Below are 23,579 nucleotides of genomic sequence, written 5' to 3'. Positions count from 1 at the left end.
CTGGCGCCGGCGGCGGCCTTCAGCGCGCGCCGACCGCCCGGCGTGTCTCCTGGAGGGTCGCGCTCGCGATCTGCCGCGCGCGCACCGCGCCCTCCGCGAGCAGGGCGTCGACGCCCGCCGGGTCGGCCATGAACTCGGCGTAGCGCCGCCGCGGCTCCTCCAGCGCGCGGTTCAGCACCTCGAACACGGCCTCTTTCGCCTCGCCCCAGCCGATGCCGCTCCGGTAGCGGCCCCGGAGCGCCTCCGTCTCTTCCGGCGTCGCGAACTCCCGGTAGAGGTGAAACAGCGGCGACGAGTCCGGATCCTTCGGCTCGCTCGGGGGCGACGAGTCCGTCTTGTACTTGAAGATCGTCTTGCGCAGCTTCTCCGGCGGCAGGAAGAGCGAGATGGCGTTGTCGTAGCTCTTGCTCATCTTGCGGCCGTCGAGGCCCGGGATCACGGCGGTGTCGACGTTGATGCGCGCCGCGGGCAGGATCAGGGTCGGGCCGTAGATCGCGTTGAACCGCTGCGCGATGTCGCGGGCGATCTCGATGTGCTGGACCTGGTCCTTGCCCACGGGCACGACATTCGTCTTGAACAGGAGGATGTCGGCCGCCATCAGCACCGGATAGCTATAGAGGCCCATGTTGATCCCGGCGTCGAGGTCGTCCGTGTCCTCCACGTTCGCGGCGCTCGACGCTCCGGCGCGGGACTCCATGTTCCTGGCGACAGCGGCCTTGTAGGCGTGCGCGCGGTTCATGAGCCCCTTCGCCGTGAAGCAGGAGAGGATCCAGGTGAGCTCGAAGATCTCCGGGATGTCGGATTGCCGGTAAAAGATGACCTTCTCGGGGTCGAGGCCGAGCGCGAGCCATGTCGCGGCGACCTCGTGGACCAGGCCGCGGAGCTTCTGCGCGTCGTGGATGACGTTGAGCGCGTGGTAGTCCGCGACGAAGTAGAGCGCGTTCGATGCGGTCCCTGCGAGCGCGAGCGCCGGCTTGATCGCCCCCACGAAGTTGCCGAGGTGCGGCGTTCCGGTGGGTTTGATGCCGGTGAGGACGGTGCTTGCCATCGTTGTCGTGTTCCTCTGAGGGAGTCCATTACGAGCTCTCGGCGGGTGATGATAGTGCTGCGTACCAGAAATCCCGCCATGGATTTCTGGGCGTCGCGTCATCGTGGCTTTCGCGCGGCACCTGGGCGCCGCGTCGCGGACGCCGCCCGGCACACTAGCCCTTCGAGCGCCGCGCCGCCCCGCCGCGCGGGGCGCGGTAGGGGTTTCCGCGCTTCGGCGCAGCTGCCTCCGGGGCCCAGTAGGCGTGGCATTTGCGGCAGTGCCACCGCTTCTTCAGGACGAGGAGCGGCAACCCGAGCAGCGCGATGAGGGCGAGGATCTGACCCGGGGCCCACTCGCGGTAAGCGTAGCGCGCTCCGCACGCCGGGCATTTCGGCCCATCGAGCTCGGCCGTCTCGTCGTCCTCGTCGAGCTCGCGATCGTCGTCGACGGGCGGCGGCGGCTTCAGGATCTCGGCTGCCCGCTTCAGCTCCGCGCGCGGCACCTGGAGCCGGATGCCGAGGGACCTGCCGATATAATGAGGGGTCAGCGTCGCCACGTGCTCATCGGCGAGGAAGGCGCGGATGCCATGAGCGGACAGGGCCGAGCGTCCCATTTGCGCCTCGACGGACTCGCTGTACGTCGCCACCGTGACGAGCTGCTCGGAGCCCGCCGGGGCGCGACTGCGCGGCCGATCGAAGGAGCGCACCCGGCGAGGGTAGCATCCGCCCGAGGCGCAGCGTGTACGGCTGCCGGTTTTCGTGCCACGGTGGGCGGACGCGGATCGCGAAGCGGATCCCCGGCCGATGTTTGCCGGGACCGCGAAGCGGATCCCCCACGCTGGCACCTGCGTCATGTCCGGCCGAACGCCGTCATCTCCTGCGCCTCACCCCGACACCCCCGCTCCGCCGGTCGCCGTCCATGCCTCCGCCGGCGGGCGACCGACCGTCGCGCTCGCGGTCTCCGGCAGCATCGCCGCCTACAAGGCCGCCGAGGTCGCCCGGCTCCTGATCCAGGGTGGCGCGCGCGTGCTCCCGATCATGACCCGCGCGGCGCAGCAGTTCCTCGGGCCCATGACGCTGAGCGGGCTCTGCGGCGAGCCGGTGCGCGACACGATGTGGGATCCGGGCTTCGCGGGCGAGCTGCACGTCGCGCTCGCCGCCGAGGCCGACCTCGTGCTCCTCGTGCCCGCGACCGCCGACCTGCTCGCCCGCCTCGCCGCCGGGCGCGCCGACGATCTCGTGACGGCGCTCGCCCTGTGCGCGAAGGGCCCGGTGCTCGCCGCGCCGGCGATGCACCCCCGCATGTGGGCGCACCCCGCGACGGCGCGGAACGTCGCCTCGCTCGAGGCCGACGGGCGCGTGCAGCTCGTCGGCCCGGTCTTCGGCGAGGTCGCCTCGGGCGAGCGCGGCCTCGGGCGCATGGCCGAGCCCGCGGCGATCGCGGCCGCGGCGTTCTCGCGGCTCGCCCCGCGCGATCTCGCGGGGCTCCGCGTCGTCGTCACCGCGGGGCCCACGCTCGAGGACCTCGATCCCGTGCGGTTCCTCGGCAACCGGTCGACCGGCAAGATGGGCTTCGCCGTGGCCGAGCGGGCCGCGCTCCGTGGAGCGCAGGTCACGCTCATCGCCGGTCCCGTGTCGCTCGCCACGCCGCCCGGCGCGCGGCGCGTCGACGTGCGCGGCGCGCTCGCGATGCGCACCGCGCTCTGGCAGGCGCTCGGCGAGGACCTGCGCGGCGCCGACGCGCTGATCATGACGGCCGCGGTGTCCGACTACCGCCCGGCCGAGCAGCACGCGACAAAGCTGAAGCGGACGCCCGATCTCGCCTCGCTGCCGCTCGTCCCGAACCCCGACCTGCTCGCCGAGGTCGGCCTCGCGCGCGCCGGCGACGCCAGCGCCGCGCGCGCCGGCAGAGCGCGGCCGCCGGTGCTCGTCGGGTTCGCCGTCGAGACCGCCACGGACGACGGCGTGATCGCCTACGCCCGGCACAAGCTCGCGACCAAGCGCGTCGACATGATCGTCGCCAACCACGCGGCGGACTCGTTCGGCCGGGACGACAACCGCGCCACGATCGTGACCCGCGACGCCGCCGATTCGCTCGGCGTGTTGCCCAAGCCCGTGCTCGCCGACCGCATCCTCGACCGGGTCGTGCAGCTGTGCGCGCGATGATCCCGGGCGACGCTGCGCCTCCCGCGTCCCCGCCGGCCGCGCCCCCTGCTGCGGCCGCGCCCCCGCCGGCTGCCCCGGGCTCGCCCCTCCCGGCCCGGCCGCGCGATCCGGGGGCGACCGATCCGCGCGAGCCGCCGCGGGCCTCGCGCCGCGAGGCCGCGCTCATCGCCGCGTCCGTCACCGCCGGCGTCGCGCTCGCGGTCTCGTACGCGTTCCACCCCGATCGCGCGGGCGCGCCCGGCATGCTCGCGGCGCTCGGCGCGCTCTACGCCGTCCTCGCGGCGGTGACCGTGTTGTGGCTCCGCCGGCGCGGCGAGCTCCGCGTCGCGCTCCGCCCCCTCTCGGGCGATCTCGCGCGCGGCGCCTTCGTCGCGGCGGTGCTCTACGGCCTGGCCATGGCGGTGCAGCTGGCGCTCGCCCCGCGGGGCTCGCCGCGCGAGGCGTGGCTCTTTCGCCTGTACCTCCAGCTCGGCGACCCCTCGGCCGACGCGCGCGTGTTCGTCGGCGCGGTCGTCTTCGTCGTGGCCGCGCTCGAGGAGGTCGTCTGGCGTGGGCTCGTCATGCGCGCGCTCGAGGGGCCGTTCGGTCCGGTGACCGCCTGGCTGCTGTCGAGCGCGCTGTTCGCCGCCGCGCACGTCCCCACGCTCTTTCTGCTCGGCGATCCGCTCGCCGGGCCGAACCCGCTGCTCGTCGCGGCGGGCCTCGGCTGCTCGATCGTGTGGGGTCGCGTTGTGCACCGGACCGGCCGTCTGCCGCCGGCGATCTTCGCCCACGCGTTCTTCTCGTGGGCGATCGTGAGCTTCCCGATCTGGCGCCCGTGACGTCCGGGCGCCCTCGCCGGGATCACCCCTCGAGCTTCGCGAGCTCCTCTTCGGGGACGTCGAAGTCGGCGTAGACGTTCTGCACGTCGTCGTGGTCGTCGAGCGAGTCGACGAGGTTGAGGCAGACCTCGGCGTCGCGGCCCGCGACCTCTTTCTTTGTCTTGGGGACGTAGCCTGCGCCGCTCGACTTCACCGGGATCTTCGCGTCCTCGAGCGCCTTCACGACGGGCTCGATCATCTCGACGCTGGAGAGCACCTGCCACTCCTCGCCCTGGTCGCTGTAGTCGTCGGCGCCCGCGCCGACGGCGATGTCCATGAGCTGATCTTCGGTCGCCGCGTCCTTCGCGATGAGGAGGATCCCCTTCCGGTCGAAGGCCCACTGCGCGGAGCCGCCTGCGCCGAGCTGCCCGTTGTTCTTCTCGAAGATCTTCCGGATCTCGGCGACGGTGCGGTTCCGGTTGTCGGTCATCGCCTCGCAGAGGAACAGGGTCCCGCCGGGGCCGGTGCCTTCGTAGAGGATCTCCTCGTAGTTCGCGCCCTCGATCTCGCCGGTGCCGCGCTGGATGGCGCGCTTGATCGTGTCGGCGGGCATCGCCTGGCCCTTGGCGTCGTTGACCGCCTTACGGAGGCGCGGGTTGCCGTTCGGGTCTCCGCCGCCCATGCGCGAGGCGACGGTGATCTCCTTGATGAGCTTCGTGAAGAGCTTGCCGCGCTTTGCGTCGAGGGCGCCCTTCTTCCGCTTGATGGTGGCCCACTTGGAATGGCCGCTCATGCCTGTCTGCTCCGTGATGACGGGGCGCTCGCTCGCGGAGCGCGCCCAGGGGAAAGGTTCGGCGCAAGCTGGAGCACCGATGGGTTCGAGGGGAGGGATCGCCGAGGCGCCGGGACCGTCAAGAGATGGTCGACCTCTCTTGGCGGTCCCGGCGCCCCCGCGTTTCGAACCGTCTGTCGCTCTAGCGGTGCGCCCGTGTGGAGGCAACCACGACGGCATCTCGGCCGCCCGCACCCCTCCTGACCAGGAGAACGAGCGCGGCCGAGGCCCTTGACGACCTGGGTTCTGCGGGGGTGCCCGCCGTGTGACTACAGCGCGTAGCCGGTCTCGCCGTGCTCGGTGGCGTCGAGGCCCTCGCGCTCGTCGCTCTCGGCCACGCGCAGGCCGACCAGCTTGTCGACGAGCTTGAGGAGCAGGAAGGTCATGATCGCGGCGTACAGCCCCACGGCCACGATGCCGGCGAGCTGCGGGACCATCTGACCGGGGTTGCCGGCGATCACGCCGTCGCGGCCGGCCTCGTTCAGGGCCTTCTCCGCGAAGACGCCGGTGAGGAGCGCGCCGAGGAGGCCGCCCACGCCGTGCACGCCGAACGCGTCGAGCGAGTCGTCGTAGCGGAGGCGCTCCTTCGAGACGACCGCGAAATAGCAGACCGCGCCCGCGAGCAGGCCGATCACGACCGCGGCCCAGGGCGCGACGAAGCCGGCCGCCGGCGTGATGCCGACGAGCCCGGCCACGATGCCGGACGCGACGCCGAGCGCTGTCGGCTTGCCCCGCTGCGCCCACTCGACGAAGAGCCACGCCGCGCCGCCGGCCGCCGCCGCGAGGTGCGTGTCGAGCAGCGCCAGCGCCGCGAGCCCGCCCGAGGTGAGCGCGCTGCCGGCGTTGAACCCGAACCAGCCGAACCAGAGGATGCCCGTGCCCGTCAGGGTCATCGTCAGGTTGTGCGGCACGTGCCGCTCGTGCGGGTACCCCGTGCGCTTGCCCAGCACGAGCGAGCAGATCAGCGCCGAGACGCCCGCGGCGAGGTGAACCACGGTGCCGCCCGCGAAGTCGAGCGCCCCCATCTCGAAGAGCCAGCCCTTCTCCGCCCACACCCAGTGGGCGACGGGATCATAGACAAGCGTGGACCAGAGCAGGATGAAGACCAGGTACGCCGGGAACCGCATGCGCTCGGCGAACGCCCCCGCGATGAGCGCGGGCGTGATCACCGCGAACATCATCTGGAACGCCGCGAAGGCGAGGTGCGGCACGGTTCCCCGCTCCACCCCTGCAAGTCCGCGCATGCCGATATAGTCGAGCCCGCCGATGAGCCCGCCCTGCGACGTGCCGAACGCGAGCGAGTACCCGATCGCCACCCACTGCACGGAGATCACCGCGAGCGCCGCGAACGAGTGCATGAGCGTCGCGAGCACGTTCTTGCGGCGCACCATGCCGCCGTAGAACAGGGCGAGGCCCGGCGTCATGAAAAGGACGAGGGCTGTCGATGCCAGGAGCCAGGCCGTATCCCCAGTGTCGATCTTCATGGCACGGGCGTAACGTGCCCGATGTTTCAACGAGGTTTCGGCGCCGCGGCTGGATGCATTTGACAGGGGGTCAGGAAATTTCTAACGCCCGATCCGGCGGCACCGGATACCGGATGCGATGGTTTCGTGATGCCACGTACGTCAGGCCCGAAGCGGCAACCCGCGCGGAAGTCACAGGTGGATCGCGGGGGGCGCGTGCCCCCGCCGTGTCAATCCTGCGGGCCGCGGACGGTCAGCACCGGGGCCTTCGCCGCGCGCACCACCCGCTGGGCCACGCTGCCGAGCAGCGCCCGCGCGATCGCGCCGCGCCGGTGCGTCCCGATCACGATCATGTCGGCGCCGATCTCCTCCGCGAGCCGGCAGATCTCCTCGTCGGGGACGCCGGCGCGCAGCACGCCCGAGAGCTCGACGTCGGCCACGCCGCGCCGGCGCTCGAGCACCTGATCGAGGCTCCGCTGCGCCGCCTCGGCGAGGCGCGCGGCGTCCTCCGCCGAGGGGATCAGCGACGAGCCTTCCGGGAAGGTGTAGACGGGCAGGCTGTACACGTGCGCAACGACGATCTTCGCGGAGAGCTTTCGGGCGAGCTCGATCGCCGTGTCGAGGGCGAGCTCGGAGGTCTCATCGAAGTCATGGGCCAGGAGGAGGGTCTTCATCTTGCTCCGCGGTGCTGGGGGGCTCGGGCGGCGCGCCGCCGTCTTTCTTGTCCGGCTTTCGTAGCTCCGGACGCGGGTCGCCGGTAGGGGGCTCGTAGAGCTCGTCCGGCACCGGCGGCGGCTGCTTCGACGCCGGCTTCACCCGCTGGAACAGCGCCATCTTCTTCAGCCGGCCGAGCTCCTTGAGCTCGCCGCGCTTCACCGCCGCGTTGTGGCGGTCCAGGTCCTTGCCCTTGAGCTCCCCCTCGTCGAGGAGCACGTACTGGACGATCGCGGCGCGGTCCCCCGGGTAGAAATAGGCTTCCTTCCGGTTCGACACGTGCGGCCCCATCTTGCTCGTCGCGCCGACGATCGCGCCGGGCGGGATCGCCGCGACCTGCTGCCTCACCCACGCGTAGGTCAGCTCCTGATCGGGCGTAAGATTGCGCGCCACGCGGTGAAAGCCGCCCCTGAACGAGGCGTTCTCGACGAGGCCGCCGAACTTCCACGACACGAGCGCGCTCGCCACGAGCGTCGCCGCGAGCAGCGCGCGCGAGAGGCGCCGCCCGTCGAGCCCGAAGTACGCGGCCGGCGCGGAGTCCTCGGCCCGCTTGAGCGCGATCGGCATCAGCACGAACGCGATGGGGAAGAGGATCGACGAGTACTGGAAGTGGATCGAGAAGACAGCGTCGCGCGAGGCGAGCAGGCAGAACAGGAGCCCGTAGGCGAGCATCCATCGCCCGGGCTTGGCGAGGAAGGGCAGGAAGCAGAGCGGGACGAAGAGCTGGAGCAGGAACAGGATCTTCGGCTCCTCGAGCATGACCTTGAGGGCGAAGACCGGGTTCGTGAGGACCGAGATGACGAGGCCGCCGAGCCCGCTCCGGTTCGGCATGAGCTCCTCGTAGTAGTAGGCGAACGAGTACGCGTCCTTGCCCGACATGATGATGCCGGCCGACGTCATGAAGAACGCCTTCACGACGACGAGGTAGACGAGGCTCGTCGCGATGGTCACCCAGCCGAGGCGCGTCCGGCCCGCGCGCCGGTCGAGGATGGCGTAGAGCCCGATGAAGCACATCAGGAGGGAGACGTCCTCGCGGCAGAGCAGGAGCGCGGCGAGGGTGACCCAGTACAGCCTGTCCTTGCCGGTCTCGTAGAAGTAGAGGAGCCAGACGACGAGCGGCGAGATCAGCGCGAGCGAGTGGAACTCGTACATGTTCGCGCCGTGCAGGGCCGGGTAGAGGGCCCACACGACGGCGAGCAGGAGCGCCTTGCCGCGGTGCTCGAGCTTGTCGCGCGCGAGCAGGTACACGGGGATGACGCCGGCGCCGAGCCACACGGACTGGAGCACGAGGAGGAACTCGGCCCTCGGGTAGAGGAGGTAGAGCGGCGAGAGCAGGACGAGGATGGGATCGAAGTGCGCGGAGCCGTGGTAGCCGGCCCTGAGCCAGGAGCAGCCGAGCGGCCGCCCGTGGATCGACTGGTAGAAGATGTTGTCGTAGTACCCGAGGTCCGGCGTCCGCGTGTGCAGGGCGTGGTGGTTGGTGATCGCGAGCCGGGAGAAGAAGAGGGCGTAGCCGGCCCACAGCGCGCCGACGGCGAGCGGCGCGAGCCACCGGCCGGCCTTCGCGAGCGGGCCGCCGCGTGCGGGCGCGTCGTCGAGCCCGGGCGGGTCGCCGAGCGCGGGCGAGAGCCGCGCGCCGCGGCCCCAGGCGTAGACGCCCGCGCCCACCGTCGCGGCGGCGAGGGCGGCGAAGAAGATCGCGGTCTTCGGGCTGTCCTTCTCGATGTTCGGCAGCTTGAGCGCGGCGACGAACGGGAGCGCGAGCAGGGGGAGCAGGGCGCGGTTGAGGCGGCCTGCCGTGCCCACCACGTCCCATGAGCGGGTCAGGACCCGCCGCGCCAGCATCGCGAGGAAGTAGGCGAGCCCGACCCCCACGATGGCGGCGACGGCGCCGCCGGCCATCCAGCGGCGCTCCAGCTCGTTCAGCTTGTTCGTCGCGAGCGGGGCGAGGCGGCTCGGGTGGGTGAAGACCCAGGCCGTCACGGCGATGCACATGCCGAAGAGGATCGGCCACGGCGCCAGGGTCAAGGCGGCGCGCGCGAGCCGCTCGATGGCGCCGTCGAGCTTTGCGAGCGCGCTGTTCAGCCTGGTACGGTGGTTCTCTAGCATGGGAGAGGCGGGTCCTCGGCTACTTGACCCTACCCCCCGCTGTCAAGGAACGGTGCGGGGGGCGCGGGAAGGGCAGGGCGCCGCCCGTGGACCGCGGTAGAATGGGCCCATGTCGCACTACCGGGATCATCTCGATGCGGCCCGCGCCCGCATCGAAACCCTCGAAGCCAAGCTGAAGGAGCGGGAGGCGGCGCTGGCCGCCCGGGATGCGGAGCTCGCCGAGATCCGAGCCGAGGTCGAGCGGCTGCGCGGCGGATCTGGCGACGACGGCCCGCCCGACGGGCCTCACGGCCGGGGCGGAGGGCAGCGCGCCCTGCTGATGGCGCTCGCGGTGTGCGGCTTCGCCACCGCGACGGGCTACGCGATGGTGCGCCCGGCGCACTGCCCGCAGCGGGGCGCTCCGTACCCTGCCTCGGCCGAGATGCTGCCGCGCTCCCATGATGGGCACGATCACGGGTCGAACCGGGTCGACGCGGCGCGCCTGCGCGTGGGCAGGGCCGCGGGCGCCGCGCTCGAGCACGGCCGGGTCCGCGCGCAGCGCTGCTGGCAGCCGGACGGTCCGAGCGGCGAGGGGAGCGTCACCGTGACCTTCGCACCGAGCGGCGGGGCCCAGGTGGAGCTCGACGGCCCGCCCTACGCCGGGACGGACGTCGGCGAGTGCGTGATCGACGCCTTCCGCGCCGCCGCCACGCGGGTCCCGTCCTTCGACTGGGACCCCATCGCCCTCACGACGCGCTTCTCCCTGTGAGGCGGCGCGGGGAGGGGGGCGCTGTCAGGGAGGAGCAGGGGCCGGGGGGGCCGGGGCAGTGGGCGGAGGGGACAGCTGCCAGCTCACGAAACCCAGGGCGACGACGTTGAGATAGATGACGGCGAAGACGAGGAGGCCGAAGCTCACGCCGTGCTCGGCGGTGAGGCCGAGCGTGGGGAATACGAGGGAAAAGAAGAACTCTCGGACACCGACGCCGGCGATCGAGATGGGTAAGAGGCCGAGGAGGTTCGCGATGGCAAGCAGGCACGTGACGTCGAAGAACGAGAGCGAGATGCCCAGCGCGCGCGCGATCAGGTAGCCCTGCACGAAGTTGACGCCGAACGTCGCCACCGTGACCGGAAGCGTGAAGAGCAGACCGCGACCGACGTGGGCCCGCAACGCGACGAGGAAGCGGCTCGCGGCGCCAGGCTCGGCGCTGTCCGCGGGCTCCTTCGCGATCTTGCGCGAGAAGGCGAGGAGCACGCGCTCGGCGAGGCCAGGGATGAGCAGCACGAGCGGGGCGAGGACCGTGAGCGCAATGCCGCCCCAGGTCAGCCAGGCCAGCTGACCGGCAATGACCGCGCTGTAGCGGGCCACGCCGACGGCGACGAACGCGGCGAGCACGTAGAGATCGCAGAGCCGGTCCATCACGACCGTGGCCAGCCCCTCCGCGTAGGGAACACCCAGGTCGTGGCGCAGGTAGCGGATCCGCAGGAGGTCGCCGACCCGACCCGGGGTCAACATGCCGACGTACAGCGACGTGAGGTACGCGCTCCACGCTCGACGAAGAGGGTAAAGGATGCCACGGGCACGGAGCAGCGCGTCCCAGCGGACCACCTTGAGGTGGATGTTGAAGACATTCAGCACCGCCGCGAGCACGAGCGGGGCGGCCGAGGCCGAGGCGACGGTGTCGAACACCGCGTCACGATCGTCCATGCGCACGACCACGAGGACGAGCAGGAGCGGGCCGATCAGGCGAACGAGGGCGCGCAGGACGGTGCGGCGCATGAAAGCGAGGGCCGCGGCGCGCTCAGCGCGGCGCCGCGAAGCAGGGGAGCCGGAGCGGGGAGACGGCCCCGAGCGCAGGGAGCCCGGTCCGAGCGGCGACGGGGGCGGAGATCACTCGATCTCCTCGCGGATGGGCAGCTCCTCCGCCTGGTGCTGGTGCCGCTGCTGCATCTGGAAGGTGAGGAACTCGCCGATGAAACCCATCGAGAAGAACTGGATGCCAAGGAGGATCATCAGCACGCCGAGCAGGAGCAGCGGGCGATCGCCGATCTTGTAACCGAGGAACCAGAGCAACGTCAGGTAGGCGTTGATCATCACCCCGACCGCCGCGAACACGAGGCCGATGAGGCCGAAGAGGTGCATCGGCTTCTTCGAGTAGCGCGTCAGGAACATGACGCTGAGGAGGTCGAAGAAGCCGCGCAGGATGCGCTCCAGGCCGTAGCGGGAGCTGCCGTACTTGCGGGCGTGATGGCGCACGGGGATCTCGGCGACACGGAAGCCCTGCCACGCGGCGAGCGCCGGGATGAACCGGAAGAGATCGCCGTAGATCGGGATGGTGCGCAGCACCTCGCTCCGGTACGCCTTGAAGCCGCAGTTCATGTCGTGGAGCTTCACGCCCGTGACCGAGCGGACCGTCCCGTTGAAGATGCGGGACAGGACAAGGCGGTTCTTGGGGTCGAGCCGGTTGACCTTCCAGCCGACCACGACATCGAGCCCCTCCTCGACCTTGGCGATGAAGCTCGGCAGATCGGCCGGGTCGTCCTGGAGATCGGCATCCATCGTGACAACCACCGTGCCCCTCGCCTTGCGGAAGCCGGCCGTCAGCGCCGTCGCCTTGCCGAAGTTCTTCCGCAGCCGGATGCCCTTCACCACCGGGTTCTCCGCGCGGATCCTGGAGATGACGGCCCAGGTGTCGTCCGTGCTGCCGTCATCCACGAAGATGAGCTCGTAGGTGAAGCGCCCCCTCAGCGCCTGATCGATGCGCTGCGCGAGCTCGGCCAGGCTCTCGCCCTCGTTCAGCCCCGGGACGACCACCGAGACGTGCGGCGGCGCCGATGCGGCCGGCGCAACGGAGGGCGCCATCAGGCTCGGACGAGGATCGAAGGCGGAGAGCCCGAACGTGACTCGGTCCTCCGGAGCCTCCGTAGGGGCAGGTGTGGGGGGTTGGTCCACAATCACGGCGGCGGAGGATAGCAGATCGCCACAGGAACGTGCGGTTCCGTCCTCGGGAAGCGCCGCCGGATGCCGATCGCGCGAAGGCAAGGTGCTGCCGGTCACCGGCAGGGGTTCGGAGAAGGGGTGCGGACACCCGTGCGGACACCCGGCAGGGGTTCGGAGAAGGGCTGCGGAGGCCCGGCAGGGGTTCGGAGAAGGGCTGCGGAGGCCCGGCAGGACGGCATGAGCCGCCGGCCGGTCGCGCTCCGGCCGGCGGCGCCGCCGGCGCAACCTCGGCGGCGGCGCCGCCGGCGCAACCTCGGCCGGTGTGGCCGCAACCTCGGTCGGGTCAGCCGGCGGCGCCGCCGGCGTGGCCGCAACCTCGGTCGGGCCGGCGGCCGCAACCTCGGTCGGGCCGGCCGCAACCCCGGTCGGGCCGGCCGCAACCCCGGTCGGGCCGGCCGCAACCCCGGTCGGGCCGGCGGCCGCAACCCCGGTCGGGCCGGCCGCAACCCCGGTCGCGAACGAGCACGGCGGGCCGGACAACGTGACGTGCGTGCTGGCGCGCCTCGGAGGCGGGTGACGCGATGGACGGCAACAGCGGCGCGACGCACGGCGATCGGATTGAGAATCGGATTGAGAAAAAGACGATGCCGATCGCAATGGCGTCCGCGACGCAAATTGCGCGAGCCATGGCCGAAGAGCGATCGACACGCACCGAGATCGAGCGCTATGGTTCTGCCGCCGCGGCGACGCGGGTCGGTGGGCTGTCAGGCGTTTGCAACATCGCCACAACCATGCGTGTGTGACGTGCGAAGGCGCCGGCGGAGAAGCCGATGATCTGCTGAATAGACCCGATCCGTACCGGACCTAAAGTCTGGATGTTATCCAAAGGTCGCAGACGGCAGCCCAGCGCAGCAGATCCTCCTTTTCTGCGTCTGCAACGCAACGCTCGTGGGAGCGGCGGTGCACGCCGTCGCTCTCATCCCCCCATCGGGACTCCCCGGCCCATGAGGGCGCCGGGCCCCGCTACCGGGTGAGCCCGAGCCTCCTCGACTGCCAGGCCACCTGCGCGGCGAGCCCCTCGCGCAGGGGCACCCGGGGCACATACCCGAGCGCCGACCGCGCCGCCGCCGTGTCGGCCCAGGTGTGCCGGACGTCGCCGGCCTGCGGCTCGCCCCGCTCCACGCGCACCGGCCCGGCGAGCTCCCCGAGCAGCCCGAGCGCCTCGTTCAGGCTCACCCGCGAGCCGCCGCCGATGTTGAACACGCCGACCGCCCCGCCCTCCATCGCCTCGACGTTGGCCTGCACCACGTCGCTCACGTACGTGAAATCGCGCGTCTGCTCGCCGTCACCGTGCACGCGGACCACCTCGCCCTTCAACACGGCGGCGATGAACCGGTGAAACGCCATGTCGGGCCGCTGCCCGGGGCCGTACACCGTGAAGTACCGGAGCGAGATCGTCGGCAGGCCGAAGTTGCGCCGGTACAGCTCGCAGAGGTGCTCGGCCGCGAGCTTCGTCACCCCGTAGGGCGAGTGAGGCGCGGTCCGGCTGGACTCGTGCATGGGGACGTCCTCCGCATCGCCGTACACGGAGGACGACGAGGCATAGACGAGCTTGCGCACCCGGCCGTGCGCCCTCGCCGCCTCCAGCAGCCGCTGCGTCGCGAGCACGTTGTCGCGCAGGTAGCCCTCGAAGCTCTGCCCCCAGCTCGGGCGCACGCCCGCCTGCGCCGCCTGGTGGAAGACCACCTCGCACGCCGAGAGCAGCGGGCGCAGGTCGTCCGTCGCGAGATCGGCCGTCGAGAGAGAGAAGCGCGGCTCACCGAGCAGCCGGGCCAGGTTCCCTTCCTTGAGCTCGCGGGCGTAGTAGTCGGTGAAGCGATCCACCCCGAGCACCTCATGCCCGAGCTCGACCAGCCGCTCCGCCAGGTGGGCGCCGATGAATCCGGCCACCCCAGTCACCAGACAACGCATCCGCCTCCCGTCCTGGTCCCGCCGCGCCGCGCGGCCCGCCGCCCTCGTCCTGCCGCCCTGCGGCCTCCCGTCCCGGTCCTGCCGCGTCGCGGCGCGACGATGCTAGCACTTCAGCCCGTCCATTGGACCGGCTGCCGCCCGCTGCGCGACGCGCGCGCCCGCCGCCGAGCGAGCTCCAGCAGCGGAGGCCGGAGCGCAAGCGACGCGCTTTTTGCAAATACACCCACCTTTCCGATGTATATTTCTGAATCTGGTTGCGCCTCCCCGTCCGGCGGGCGACGCTGGACCGCGCTCGGGCGCCCTGGTTTTTTTCTGTTCGAGGCGCGCGCGAGACGGGGCAGAAGGCTAGCTGTCGCTTATGGGAATTGTTGTCGAGCAGCTCACGAAGCGGTTCGGTCCGAACAAGGTGGTCGACGACGTCTCGTTCGAGATCGAGGGCGGCGCCCTGGTCGCGCTGCTGGGGCCGAGCGGAGGGGGCAAGAGCACCGTCCTGCGCATCATCGCCGGGCTGGAGAGCCCCGACTCGGGCGAGGTGATCCTGAACGGCAAGAACGCGACGCACACCCGGGTGCAGGACCGGAACATCGGCTTCGTGTTCCAGAGCTACGCGCTGTTCAGGCACATGAACGTGCGCGACAACATCGCCTTCGGCCTCGCGATCCGGAAGCGGCCCCGCAAGGAGATCGTGGCCACCGTCGACGAGCTCCTCGGCCTCGTGCAGCTCGAGGGGCTCGGCGGCCGGTTCCCGCACGAGCTGTCCGGCGGCCAGCGGCAGCGGGTCGCGCTGGCGCGCGCGCTCGCGCCAGGCTCGTCGCTGCTCCTGCTCGACGAGCCGTTCGGGGCGCTCGACGCCAAGGTGCGCCTCGAGCTGCGCGAGTGGATCCGCAGGCTCCACAAGGAGCGAGGGATCACGAGCGTCTTCGTGACCCACGACCAGGAAGAGGCGATGGACCTCGCCGACCGGGTCATCGTGCTGCACAAGGGGCGGGTCGAGCAGATCGGCACGCCCGAGGAGATCTACGACCGGCCGGCGACCGAGTTCGTGGCGAGCTTCGTCGGGTCGATCAACGTGCTCAAGGGCGAGGTCCGCGACGGCCAGGCCGCGCTCGGGACCCTCGCGGTACACGCCCCCCCCGGGACGGGCAACGGCGCGAGCGTGCACGCCTTCGTGCGGCCGCACGACATCGAGCTCCACGCCCGGCCCGACTCGTCGCGCGCGGGCGGCGCCGACGACGCCAGCATGGCGCGCGTCGAGCGGCTGTCGCGGGTCGGATGGATGGTCAAGGCGGAGCTCCGCCTCTCCGATGGCCAGCCGCTCTCCGTCGAGCTGACCAAGGACCGCGTCGCCGAGCTCGCCCTGTCCGAGGGAGACAGGGTGCTTGTAAATCTCCGTGATGCGAAGATCTTCGTGCAAGACTACTCCATCTAGCCACCCGGCCGGCGGTTCCGCCTGGCCCGGGGGCGATCACGGAGGCGCCACGTGGGTTCAATCTTCGACAACATCGCGGCGACGATCGGGCGCACCCCCCTCGTTCGCCTGAGCTCTGCGGGCAAGGGGCTGCGCGCCGAGCTGATCGGCAAGATCGAGAGCCGGAACCCCGGCGGCAGCGTCAAGGATCGCATCGGCCTCGCGATGATCGAGGACGCCGAGCGGCAGGGCCGGCTGACCCGGGGGAGCGTCCTCGTCGAGCCGACGAGCGGCAACACGGGGCTCGCGCTGGCGATGATCGCCGCGGCCAAGGGCTACCGGCTGATCCTCACGATGCCCGAGACGATGAGCCCGGAGCGGATCGCGCTGCTCCGGGCGTTCGGGGTCGAGGTGCTGCTGACGCCCGGGTCGCTGATGGTGCAGGCCGTCGCGCGGGCGCGTCAGATCGTGGAGGAGACGCCGGGCGCGGTGATGCTCCAGCAGTTCGAGAACCCGGCGAACCCCGCCGCGCACCGGGTGACGACCGCGCGCGAGATCTGGGACGACACGGACGGGGAGGTCGACGTCGTGGTCGCCGGCGTGGGCACGGGCGGGACGATCACCGGCGTGGGCGAGGTGCTCAAGCAGAAGAAGCCGGGCGTGAAGATGATCGCGGTCGAGCCGAAGAACGCCGCTGTGCTGAGCGGCGGCCGCCCGGGGGCGCACCTCATCCAGGGCATCGGCGCGGGCTTCGTCCCGAAGATCCTCCGGCGCGAGCTCATCGACGAGGTGGTGCCCGTGTCCGAGGACGAGTCGTTCGAGGCCGCGCGCCGGCTCGCCAAGACCGAGGGGATCCTCGTCGGCATCTCCGGCGGCGCGGCGATGGCAGCGGCGCTGTCGATCGCGGCGCGCGACGAGATGCAGGGCAAGAAGATCGTGGTGATCCTGCCCGACGGCGGGGAGCGGTACGTCACCTCGCCGCTCTTCAAGGAGCTCGTCGGCTGCGCGCGCATGGCCGTGTCCCGCTGAGGGCCCAGGGAAGGCAGCCGCACATCGGCGCGATCACTCGACGCGGATGGCGACGATGACCCTCATCCACACGCCCTCGGGCGGGATCGTCCTCGTCAGATCGACCTCGCCGTGCCAGTCGACGTGCACGGTGTAACCGTCATTCTCGGCGTCCTCATAGAAGAATTTCCGGATGTCGCCGTGATAGGCGCGATCCAGCGGGACGATGCGCTCGCCGGCAGGCATCGGCGCCTTCTTGGCGACCACGGTCGCGACGCCGTCGACGACGGCCTCGGCCGTGATGCTCTTGATGAACGTCAGGTCGGGCACGTTGTTGTCGCGCGCTTCGAGCCGGATGAACCTGAGCTCGGCGCCGTCGACGGAATTCGGGTCCTGCGTGATGGAGACCTCGCTCCATCCGGAGAAGGTCGACTGCGAGGTCGGCTTGACGAGGAATTTGGCCTCTACCTCATGCTCGCCCGCCACCGTGGCGCAGGCGCTCGCGCCGAGCGCCAGAGCCGCGGTGAGGGCCGCGCCGGTGCGCGCGGTGAGGAAGAGCGAGGCAACGGCACGGCGACCGATCCGGATAAGCATGCTCATTCATGAAACATAGCATGGTGGCGTCCGCGGCCGAGGAGATCGACGGAGGGTTTGCCGTGTGTCCGCGGCGCCTCCGGAGGCGGCTCCGTTGCTCCCGTTCTCCCGTTCTCCCGGCGCGCGGCCCGCGCGGCCCCATCGATCTCGTCTCGCTCGTCTCGACACGAGATGTCGAGTCTTCTCGGCGGCATGGCGGCGCCGGCGCGGCGCCTCGCCGCTCCTCGTCGTCCTCGTCGCGCGCCTCGGCCCCGATCGACGCCCGGCGCGGGGCCGGCTATGGTCGTCGCCCGAGGACGACCAGATGGCGGCGGAATCAGGCGCAGGTATTGACGGAGAGCAGGGCGCGGCCCCGGCTTCCTTCGAGGCGAGGCTCGAGCTCGCGCAGCGGACGAGCGCGCGGCTGCGCGAGGCGATCGGGCAGGCCATCGTCGGCCAGGGCGACGTCATCGAGCAGACGCTCTGGGGGATCATCGCGGGAGGGCACGTCCTGCTGGAAGGGGCGCCCGGGCTGGGCAAGACGCTCCTCGTCAGGACCATCGCCGGCTGCCTCGATCTCAGGTTCTCCCGCATCCAGTTCACCCCGGATCTCATGCCGAGCGACGTGACCGGAACGAACGTGCTCGTCTCGGCCGCGGACGGCTCGCGCCACTTCTCGCTGCACAAGGGGCCGATCTTCGGGCAGGTGATCCTGGCCGACGAGATCAACCGGGCGACGCCGAAGACGCAGAGCGCGCTGCTCGAGGCCATGCAGGAGCACGCGTGCACCATCGCGGGCACGCGGTACGCGATGGAAGAGCCGTTCTTCGTGCTGGCCACCGAGAACCCGATCGAGATGGAGGGGACGTACCCGCTGCCGGAGGCGCAGCTCGATCGGTTCCTGCTCAAGGTGCTCGTGCCGAGCCCGACCGAGGACGAGCTGACCGAGATCCTCGCCCGGACCACGGGCCACGATCGCGGCCCGCCGCCGCGGGTGCTCACCCGCGACGATGTGCTCTCGCTCCGCTCGCTCTGCCGCGACGTCGCGGTCGCCGAGCCCGTGATGCGGTACGCGTCGCGGCTGACGCGGGCGAGCGATCCGGCCGTCGAGGGGGCGCCCGAGATCGTGCGGAGGGCGCTCCGGTTCGGCGCCGGCGTGCGCGGGGCGCAGTCGCTGGTGCTGGCCGCGAAGGCCGTGGCGTTGCTCCAGGGCAGGGCGCACGTCGCCTTCGCCGACGTGCAGCGGGTCGCGAGGCCGGCGCTCCGCCACCGCATGATCCGGTCCTTCGAGGGCGAGGCGGAGGGGATCACGACGGATCAGGTGGTCGCCGCGCTCCTCTCCGCGGTCGAGCCGCGCCCCGAGCCCGTGGCGCAGGCGATCCGCCGATGAGGCCCGGCGACGAGGCGCGGGGGCGGTCGCTCCGGATCGCGTCGCCGCCGAAGGGCGCGAAGGGCGCGGCCGGCGCGGCGTGGCTCGCGGCGCTCCTCGCCGCGGGGTCCGCGTCCGGGCAGGCGCCGCCGCCCCGCGCGCCGGAGCTCGCCGTCGACGCGGCGCCGGTGTTCGGGACGAGCGGCGCTGTCCCCTGGGGGTGGAACCAGATCATCGTGCGCATCCAGAACAACGGCGGCAGGACGGCGAGAGGCGAGGTCGAGGTCGAGTCGAGGCGCACCTCCGAGCAGCGCGTCTTCGTCGCGTCGGCGCCGTACACCGTCGGGGCGGGCGCGTCGGTCAACGTGCGCGTGCCAGTGCAGGTGTCGCCCTTCGGCGACGTGCAGGTGCGCGCGCTCGACGAGGGCGGCGCGGCGGTGTCGTCGCACGTGCTCTCGTCGACCTCGCAGCGCGCGGTGGTGCTCTTCGACGTCAGCGAGACGTCGCTCCTCCGGGGGGGCCTCCACGAGGCGCCGGTCGCGCCGCTGTACATGCCGACCGGCCGCGGGCCCGGGTTGTCGCCGGACGCCGTCCTGTGGGTCGGGCAGCCGCGCTACGACGGCGCGACGGGCGATCCGCTGCTGCCCGACCGGGCGGCGCTGTACAGCGCGGCGGACGCGGTGCTCATGCGGACCGACACGCTCTCGAGGTTGAACGGCGCCGAGCTCGACGCGCTCGCCGGCTACGTGCTCTCCGGCGGCACGCTGGCGCTGTCGGTCGCGCGCCCCGAGGATCTGCGGCACCCGACGCTCGCGGCGCTCGTCGGCGGCGAGGTCTCGAGGGCCGGCATCGCGCCGCCCACCCTCGAGGAGATCGTGCCGCCGGGCGTGCCCAGCGGCCTCGGCAAGCAGGGCAACGTGCTGCTGCCCGCGCCGAGCGCGAGCCCCGCGGTGGCCGAGGCGCTCTCCGGCTGGTCGGGCGGAAACCTGCGGGCGAGCCCGTATGGCAGCTCGGCGTTCTACGGCCTCGGCGAGGTGCACCTGCTCGCGTTCGACCCCACGCGCCTGCCCGCGGCCGGCGACCCGTGGGTGAAGATCCGGGTGGCCGATCTCGCGCGCCGCGCCCACGATCGCCGCTCCACGGTCGCCTTCCGCCCGGGCGAGGAGGCGATGGGCCTCGACCTGGATCCGGTGCGGCGGGAGCTCGATCCGAACGAGGGCGCGCGCTGGGCCATCGGGGTCTCCGCGCTGCTGCTCTGCATCTACGCGGTGCTCGCCGGCCCGATCAACTTCGCGCGCGCCGCGCGGCAGGGGAGGCCGCTCCGCGCGCTCCGGCACCTGCCCGTGTACGCGGCGGTCGCGTTCGCGGCGATCGTCGGCGTGGGCCTGCTCGCGAAGGGGGTGCGAGGCAGGGCGCGGCACCTCACGCTGATCGAGGCGGGGGCCGGCATGACGAAGGGGGCGGTGCGCCGGTTCCGCGGCTTCTTCGTCTCGAGCGCGGAGGAGCTCACCGTCCGCACGACCGACGCGAGCAGCGTCATCAGCACGGCGGTGGTCGCCGAGCTCTCGGGGCGGCGCGACCGGCTCGTCGTCGACCGCGACGGGGCCCGGCTGACGAAGGTCGCGGCGCTCCCCTGGCAGACGGTGATCGTGCGCGAGGACGGCGCCGCGCCGCTCGGCGACGGCATCGCGATCGTCGCCGAGCCGAGCGGCGAGGTCGTCGTGAGCAACCGGAGCGGCCGCGATCTCCGGGGCGGCGTCCTGTGGCTTCCGGAGGGCGCGGCCCGCTACTTCGCCCGCATCCAGAACGGGGAGAAGGTCTCGTCGCGCGCGGGGGTCGATCTCGCGGCGCGGGCCGAGGGGCAGCGCTGGCTCGCGCACGCGGGCTTCGGGCGGCGGGTCGGCGGCATCGACATCCACGATCTCGGCGGGAGCCTGCTGGTCCCCTTGCTCGAGCCCGACGCGCCGGGGCTCGGCGCCGCGTGGCTCGCCATCGAGGAGGCGGCCGGCACCGCGGTCGACTGGTTCCCCGCCGGCGTGCCCGTCCTGTTCGGTCAGCTCGACGGCGGCGAGGGCCGCGCGAGCGACTCCGGGCTGCGGATCGAGAGCGACCGCGTGCTCGTGCGGATCGTCGGCCTCGGAGGCCGGCCGTGAGCGCCGCGTCCGGCGGCGCCCCGCCCCCCGCGGCGCAGATCGAGCGGCCTGCGCCGACGATCCGCGTCCGCCACCTCTCGCACCGCTTCGGCTCGCTCGACGTGCTCCGGGACGTCACCTTCGACGTCGGCCCCGGCGAGATCTTCGGCTTCATCGGGCCGAACGGCGCGGGCAAGACGACGACGATCCGGGTCATGGCGACCTTGCTCGAGCCGATGGCGGGGCGGGTCGAGATCGACGGGGTCGACGTCACGATCGACCCGGCGGCGGTCCGCCGCAGCATCGGGTACATGCCGGATCACGCCGGCGTCTACGACCGGATCACGGTGCGCGAGTACCTCGAGTTCTTCGCGGATGCGTTCCGCGTGCCGTCGCTCGACGTTGTCGACGCGGTCCTGGAGCTGACCGATCTCGGCAAGATCCAGGACCGGATCGTCGCCACGATGTCGAAGGGCATGAAGCAGCGCCTCCAGCTCGGGAGGATCCTGCTGCACGATCCCAAGGTCCTCATCCTGGACGAGCCGGCGAGCGATCTCGATCCGCGCGCGCGCATCGAGATCCGCGACCTCTTGCTCGAGCTCCGGAGCCTGGGGAAGACGATCTTCCTCTCCTCGCACATCCTCACGGAGCTCTCCGACGTGTGCACCTCGATCGGCATCCTCGAGAAGGGCCGCCTCGTCGTCGCCGGGCCGATCGGCGAGATCGCGGCGCGCCTCGAGGCGCTGCGCGGCGCGCAGGCGCTCGGGCACGCGCCGCCGCGGTACGCCGCCGCGCCGGGCGCGTACCCGGCGCAGGCGCATCACGCGCCGCCGTATGGGCCCGAGGCGCCCGCGCCTCCCGGGGCGCCGGGGGATCCGGCCGCCGTCGATCCCCTGCAGGCCGCCGGTCCGCCGCCCGGATACGACCCGCACGCGCGTCACGCCGCCGGTCCCGCGGGCCCTGCGGGCCCCGCGGCGGGCTATCCCGGGATGTCGCAGCTCTCCCGGCGCAAGGTCAAGGTGCGGGTCCTCGGCGATCCCGAGGGCGCGGCCTTCCTGCTCCGGGGCGGCCCGGGGATCACCGACATCGAGATCGTCGCGGGCGCCGTGCACGTCGGCTACATGGGCAACGACGTGAAGATCGCCGAGATCGTGCAGCACCTCGTGCAGCGCGGGATCGGCGTGATCGGGGTCGAGCCGGAGCGCAACGAGCTCGAGCGGATCTTCCTGGAGGTCACGCAAGGAGAGGTGCAGTGAGCGTGCAGACTGGCTCATCGCCGCCCGGCGGCCCGGCGTCTCAGCGGCTCGTCGATCGGGCGCGGCGCCGCGTGGGTCGCCTCCTCGGCGAGCCGAACCCGATCTGGATCCGCGAGCTCAAGCAGGCCGCGCGCCTCGCCCGCACGCCGATCATCCTCCTGGTGCTCGCCGTGCTGATGACGCTGCTCGTGGCGTCGATCGGCGGCATCGTGGCGAGGGACATCGCGCCCGCGAAGACGGGCGTGATCCTGTTCCAGGTCTTCTTCTCGCTCGCGTACTTCGTGGTGGCGCTGGTCGGTCCGGCGGTCGCCGCGAACAGCATCGCCTCGGAGCGCGAGGGCCGCACCTGGGAGGCGGTGCTCCTGACGGGCATCGCGCCCGGCGAGATCGCGCGCGGCAAGTTCCTCGCCGCCTACACGGCGATCTCGATGTACGTGGTGATGCTCGCGCCGGTCGGGGCGCTGCCGTTCCTGTTCGGCGGGATCACCGCGATGGAGGTGGTGATCGCCTTCCTGTTCCTCTTCCTGATCGCGCTGCTCAGCGTCGCCTTCGGCCTCGCGATCAGCTCGAAGATGGCGAGCCTCCGCGGGGCGATCCTCGTCACGCTGCTGCTCGCGTTCCCCCTGTCGATCTGCCTGTTCTCGGCGGGGGGCACGGGGCTCTCGTACGCGGCCCACCTGGCGTGGCCGGAGGTGCCCGAGGGCCCCCCCATCTGGCTCCCGGTCGCGTACCAGCGCGCGCCGCTCGGCCTCGATTACGTGCTCTTCCTGATCCTCCTGCCGATCGCCGCGGTCGTCGTCCCCGCGTGGTTCCTGTACCAGGTGACCGTCGCGAACCTCACGAGCGAGAGCGACGATCGCTCCTCCGGCCTGAAGACGTGGTTCGCTGCCTGCACGCCGGTGGTCGCCGCCGCCGTCGCGGTGCCGGCGTTCGCGGTGGACCCGTCCGAGCGCCTGGCCGCGATCCTCGCGGGCATGTGCGCGATGTTCTCGTTCCTGATCTTCTGCGTGTGCCTCTTCGCCGGCGATCCGATCGGGCCGTCGCGCCGCGTCGAGGTGACCTGGGCCCGGGGCCGCGCCAGCCGCTTGCGTCGCTTCTTCGGCCCCGGCGTGACCCGCTCGGCGTACCTTCTCCTCGCGGCGGGGGTCCCCGCCATCGCCGCGCTCTGGGCCGCCGGGCACCGGTTGATCCTCGCCGCGCCCGGCTGGACGCCGGAGATCCAGGCGCAGCAGCTCCAGTACTTCGCCGTCTACGCGCTCGCCTTCTACGTGTTCCTCGTCGGGCTCGGTGCCTTTCTTCGCGCGCGGATCGCCGCGCCCCTGGTGGCGCGGGTGCTGCTCCTGACGCTCCTCTTCTCGATCGCGGTCGGCCCGTGGATCGTCGCGGCCATCGCCGGCCTGGTCACGGAGCTCAGCGTCAGCGAGAGCGCCCTCCTCATCGCGGCCCCCTCGCCGTTCTACGCCTTCGTGATGCTCGACAGGGCCACGCAGAGCGATCCGGGGTCCGTCGTCGTCGCCGGGCACACGGCCGCCGTCGTCTGGGTCGCCGTCGGGCTCGGCCTGCTCGCCGCGGCGCGCTCGCGCTGCGCCGCCCTCATCGCGCAGCGCGAGGCAGCGCTCGCCGCGACGGACGCGCTCCTCGCCCAGGAAGACGAGGCGGCGCTCGCGGCCGAACAGGCGGCTCCGGCGCATCCAGCCGCTCCGGAGCATGCCGAGCCAGGGAGCGCCGCAGGCACCCTCGCGTGAGCGCGTCACCGCGACGTGCTCTGAAATCGTACGCACCGGGTTCATTGTTTGGAAATTTGGATCGACATGCGGGAATGCTTCACGATG

20 protein-coding genes are annotated in these 23,579 nt (G+C 71.9%); 10 read left to right on the top strand and 10 right to left on the bottom strand.

Going from position 1 to position 23,579, the window contains the following annotated elements:
- Positions 1-19: 19 nt before the first annotated feature.
- On the bottom strand, positions 20-1,048 hold the full coding sequence (locus tag WMF36_RS38560; RefSeq protein WP_437575822.1) for a tryptophan--tRNA ligase: 1,029 nt from the start codon (positions 1,046-1,048) through the stop codon (positions 20-22).
- Positions 1,049-1,202: 154 nt separating this feature from the next.
- The gene (locus tag WMF36_RS38555) at positions 1,203-1,736 is read right to left on the bottom strand and encodes a hypothetical protein (protein WP_437575821.1); all 534 of its coding nucleotides are present in this window, start codon (positions 1,734-1,736) and stop codon (positions 1,203-1,205) included.
- A 145-nt stretch (positions 1,737-1,881) separates the two neighbouring features.
- Between WMF36_RS38555 and coaBC the strand changes: the two genes are divergently transcribed.
- Both coaBC and WMF36_RS38545 read left to right on the top strand, forming a co-directional pair.
- Complete coding sequence (coaBC, locus tag WMF36_RS38550; protein WP_437575820.1) at positions 1,882-3,195, top strand: bifunctional phosphopantothenoylcysteine decarboxylase/phosphopantothenate--cysteine ligase CoaBC; 1,314 nt, start codon at positions 1,882-1,884, stop codon at positions 3,193-3,195.
- Entirely contained in the window at positions 3,192-4,016 is an 825-nt protein-coding gene (locus tag WMF36_RS38545; RefSeq protein ID WP_437575819.1) for a CPBP family intramembrane glutamic endopeptidase, read from the top strand. The genes coaBC and WMF36_RS38545 overlap by 4 nt, the downstream gene beginning before the upstream one ends.
- Positions 4,017-4,038: 22 nt before the next feature.
- Here the strand turns inward: WMF36_RS38545 and WMF36_RS38540 are convergent, their stop codons facing one another.
- From WMF36_RS38540 to WMF36_RS38525, 4 genes are all read right to left on the bottom strand, one after another.
- Positions 4,039-4,788 (bottom strand): YebC/PmpR family DNA-binding transcriptional regulator, encoded by a 750-nt coding sequence (locus tag WMF36_RS38540; RefSeq protein ID WP_437575818.1) that lies wholly within the window; start codon positions 4,786-4,788, stop codon positions 4,039-4,041.
- 308 nt (positions 4,789-5,096) lie between these two features.
- Positions 5,097-6,311 carry an ammonium transporter gene (locus WMF36_RS38535; RefSeq protein WP_437481525.1) on the bottom strand — a complete coding sequence of 405 codons (1,215 nt, stop codon included), beginning with the start codon at positions 6,309-6,311 and terminating at the stop codon, positions 5,097-5,099.
- A 209-nt stretch (positions 6,312-6,520) separates the two neighbouring features.
- Positions 6,521-6,964 (bottom strand): universal stress protein, encoded by a 444-nt coding sequence (locus tag WMF36_RS38530; RefSeq protein WP_437575817.1) that lies wholly within the window; start codon positions 6,962-6,964, stop codon positions 6,521-6,523.
- The gene (locus tag WMF36_RS38525) at positions 6,939-9,113 is read right to left on the bottom strand and encodes a DUF2079 domain-containing protein (RefSeq protein WP_437575816.1); all 2,175 of its coding nucleotides are present in this window, start codon (positions 9,111-9,113) and stop codon (positions 6,939-6,941) included. The genes WMF36_RS38530 and WMF36_RS38525 overlap by 26 nt, the downstream gene beginning before the upstream one ends.
- Before the next feature lie 109 nt (positions 9,114-9,222).
- Between WMF36_RS38525 and WMF36_RS38520 the strand changes: the two genes are divergently transcribed.
- On the top strand, positions 9,223-9,861 hold the full coding sequence (locus tag WMF36_RS38520; RefSeq protein WP_437575815.1) for a hypothetical protein: 639 nt from the start codon (positions 9,223-9,225) through the stop codon (positions 9,859-9,861).
- A 24-nt stretch (positions 9,862-9,885) separates the two neighbouring features.
- Here WMF36_RS38520 and WMF36_RS38515 read toward each other — a convergent pair whose 3' ends face one another.
- Both WMF36_RS38515 and WMF36_RS38510 read right to left on the bottom strand, forming a co-directional pair.
- Complete coding sequence (locus WMF36_RS38515) at positions 9,886-10,869, bottom strand: lysylphosphatidylglycerol synthase transmembrane domain-containing protein (RefSeq protein WP_437575814.1); 984 nt, start codon at positions 10,867-10,869, stop codon at positions 9,886-9,888.
- A 111-nt stretch (positions 10,870-10,980) separates the two neighbouring features.
- Positions 10,981-11,952, bottom strand: coding sequence for a glycosyltransferase family 2 protein (locus tag WMF36_RS38510; protein WP_437575813.1), 972 nt, complete (start codon positions 11,950-11,952; stop codon positions 10,981-10,983).
- A gap of 659 nt (positions 11,953-12,611) precedes the next feature.
- Here WMF36_RS38510 and WMF36_RS38505 point away from each other — a divergent pair.
- Positions 12,612-12,833, top strand: coding sequence for a hypothetical protein (locus WMF36_RS38505; protein WP_437575812.1), 222 nt, complete (start codon positions 12,612-12,614; stop codon positions 12,831-12,833).
- A gap of 220 nt (positions 12,834-13,053) precedes the next feature.
- On the opposite strand, the gene WMF36_RS38500 is transcribed toward WMF36_RS38505, so the two are convergent.
- Positions 13,054-14,001: an NAD-dependent epimerase/dehydratase family protein gene (locus tag WMF36_RS38500; protein WP_437575811.1), complete on the bottom strand. Its 948-nt coding sequence runs from the start codon at positions 13,999-14,001 to the stop codon at positions 13,054-13,056.
- 358 nt (positions 14,002-14,359) lie between these two features.
- On the opposite strand from WMF36_RS38500, the gene WMF36_RS38495 reads away from it, so the two are divergent.
- Together WMF36_RS38495 and cysK are read left to right on the top strand one after the other, a co-directional pair.
- On the top strand, positions 14,360-15,430 hold the full coding sequence (locus WMF36_RS38495; protein WP_437575810.1) for a sulfate/molybdate ABC transporter ATP-binding protein: 1,071 nt from the start codon (positions 14,360-14,362) through the stop codon (positions 15,428-15,430).
- 51 nt (positions 15,431-15,481) lie between these two features.
- Entirely contained in the window at positions 15,482-16,438 is a 957-nt protein-coding gene (gene cysK / locus WMF36_RS38490; protein ID WP_437575809.1) for a cysteine synthase A, read from the top strand.
- 33 nt (positions 16,439-16,471) lie between these two features.
- Here the strand turns inward: cysK and WMF36_RS38485 are convergent, their stop codons facing one another.
- Positions 16,472-17,017 carry a hypothetical protein gene (locus WMF36_RS38485; RefSeq protein ID WP_437575808.1) on the bottom strand — a complete coding sequence of 182 codons (546 nt, stop codon included), beginning with the start codon at positions 17,015-17,017 and terminating at the stop codon, positions 16,472-16,474.
- A 298-nt stretch (positions 17,018-17,315) separates the two neighbouring features.
- On the opposite strand from WMF36_RS38485, the gene WMF36_RS38480 reads away from it, so the two are divergent.
- Genes WMF36_RS38480 through WMF36_RS38465 form a run of 4 tightly spaced genes read left to right on the top strand, consistent with a single transcriptional unit; the run spans position 17,316 to position 23,492 of the window.
- Positions 17,316-18,380 carry an AAA family ATPase gene (locus tag WMF36_RS38480; protein WP_437575807.1) on the top strand — a complete coding sequence of 355 codons (1,065 nt, stop codon included), beginning with the start codon at positions 17,316-17,318 and terminating at the stop codon, positions 18,378-18,380.
- A complete protein-coding gene (locus tag WMF36_RS38475) occupies positions 18,377-20,512 on the top strand; it encodes a hypothetical protein (RefSeq protein WP_437575806.1) in 2,136 nt (711 codons plus the stop codon). Before WMF36_RS38480 ends, WMF36_RS38475 begins: the two co-directional genes overlap by 4 nt.
- Positions 20,509-21,747, top strand: coding sequence for an ABC transporter ATP-binding protein (locus WMF36_RS38470; protein ID WP_437575805.1), 1,239 nt, complete (start codon positions 20,509-20,511; stop codon positions 21,745-21,747). Before WMF36_RS38475 ends, WMF36_RS38470 begins: the two co-directional genes overlap by 4 nt.
- Positions 21,744-23,492, top strand: a complete 1,749-nt coding sequence (locus WMF36_RS38465; RefSeq protein WP_437575804.1) for an ABC transporter permease — start codon at positions 21,744-21,746, stop codon at positions 23,490-23,492. The genes WMF36_RS38470 and WMF36_RS38465 overlap by 4 nt, the downstream gene beginning before the upstream one ends.
- Positions 23,493-23,579 lie beyond the last annotated feature (87 nt).

The sequence above is a fragment of the Sorangium sp. So ce887 genome (assembly GCF_051521455.1).
Taxonomy (GTDB): domain Bacteria; phylum Myxococcota_A; class Polyangia; order Polyangiales; family Polyangiaceae; genus Sorangium.
Note: the sequence above shows the minus strand (reverse complement) of the source record. Positions and strands in the feature narration are given on the sequence as shown.

Excerpts from the sequence above, each read along its gene's own strand:
- WMF36_RS38560 (WP_437575822.1), bottom strand. The coding sequence starts at position 1,048 with ATGGCAAGCACCGTCCTCACCGGCATCAAACCCACCGGAACGCCGCAC.
- coaBC (WP_437575820.1), top strand. The coding sequence starts at position 1,882 with ATGTCCGGCCGAACGCCGTCATCTCCTGCGCCTCACCCCGACACCCCC.
- WMF36_RS38545 (WP_437575819.1), top strand. The coding sequence starts at position 3,192 with ATGATCCCGGGCGACGCTGCGCCTCCCGCGTCCCCGCCGGCCGCGCCC.
- WMF36_RS38540 (WP_437575818.1), bottom strand. The coding sequence starts at position 4,788 with ATGAGCGGCCATTCCAAGTGGGCCACCATCAAGCGGAAGAAGGGCGCC.
- WMF36_RS38535 (WP_437481525.1), bottom strand. The coding sequence starts at position 6,311 with ATGAAGATCGACACTGGGGATACGGCCTGGCTCCTGGCATCGACAGCC.
- WMF36_RS38530 (WP_437575817.1), bottom strand. The coding sequence starts at position 6,964 with ATGAAGACCCTCCTCCTGGCCCATGACTTCGATGAGACCTCCGAGCTC.
- WMF36_RS38525 (WP_437575816.1), bottom strand. The coding sequence starts at position 9,113 with ATGCTAGAGAACCACCGTACCAGGCTGAACAGCGCGCTCGCAAAGCTC.
- WMF36_RS38520 (WP_437575815.1), top strand. The coding sequence starts at position 9,223 with ATGTCGCACTACCGGGATCATCTCGATGCGGCCCGCGCCCGCATCGAA.
- WMF36_RS38515 (WP_437575814.1), bottom strand. The coding sequence starts at position 10,869 with ATGCGCCGCACCGTCCTGCGCGCCCTCGTTCGCCTGATCGGCCCGCTC.
- WMF36_RS38510 (WP_437575813.1), bottom strand. The coding sequence starts at position 11,952 with ATGGCGCCCTCCGTTGCGCCGGCCGCATCGGCGCCGCCGCACGTCTCG.
- WMF36_RS38505 (WP_437575812.1), top strand. The coding sequence starts at position 12,612 with ATGGACGGCAACAGCGGCGCGACGCACGGCGATCGGATTGAGAATCGG.
- WMF36_RS38500 (WP_437575811.1), bottom strand. The coding sequence starts at position 14,001 with ATGCGTTGTCTGGTGACTGGGGTGGCCGGATTCATCGGCGCCCACCTG.
- WMF36_RS38495 (WP_437575810.1), top strand. The coding sequence starts at position 14,360 with ATGGGAATTGTTGTCGAGCAGCTCACGAAGCGGTTCGGTCCGAACAAG.
- WMF36_RS38485 (WP_437575808.1), bottom strand. The coding sequence starts at position 17,017 with ATGAGCATGCTTATCCGGATCGGTCGCCGTGCCGTTGCCTCGCTCTTC.
- WMF36_RS38480 (WP_437575807.1), top strand. The coding sequence starts at position 17,316 with ATGGCGGCGGAATCAGGCGCAGGTATTGACGGAGAGCAGGGCGCGGCC.
- WMF36_RS38475 (WP_437575806.1), top strand. The coding sequence starts at position 18,377 with ATGAGGCCCGGCGACGAGGCGCGGGGGCGGTCGCTCCGGATCGCGTCG.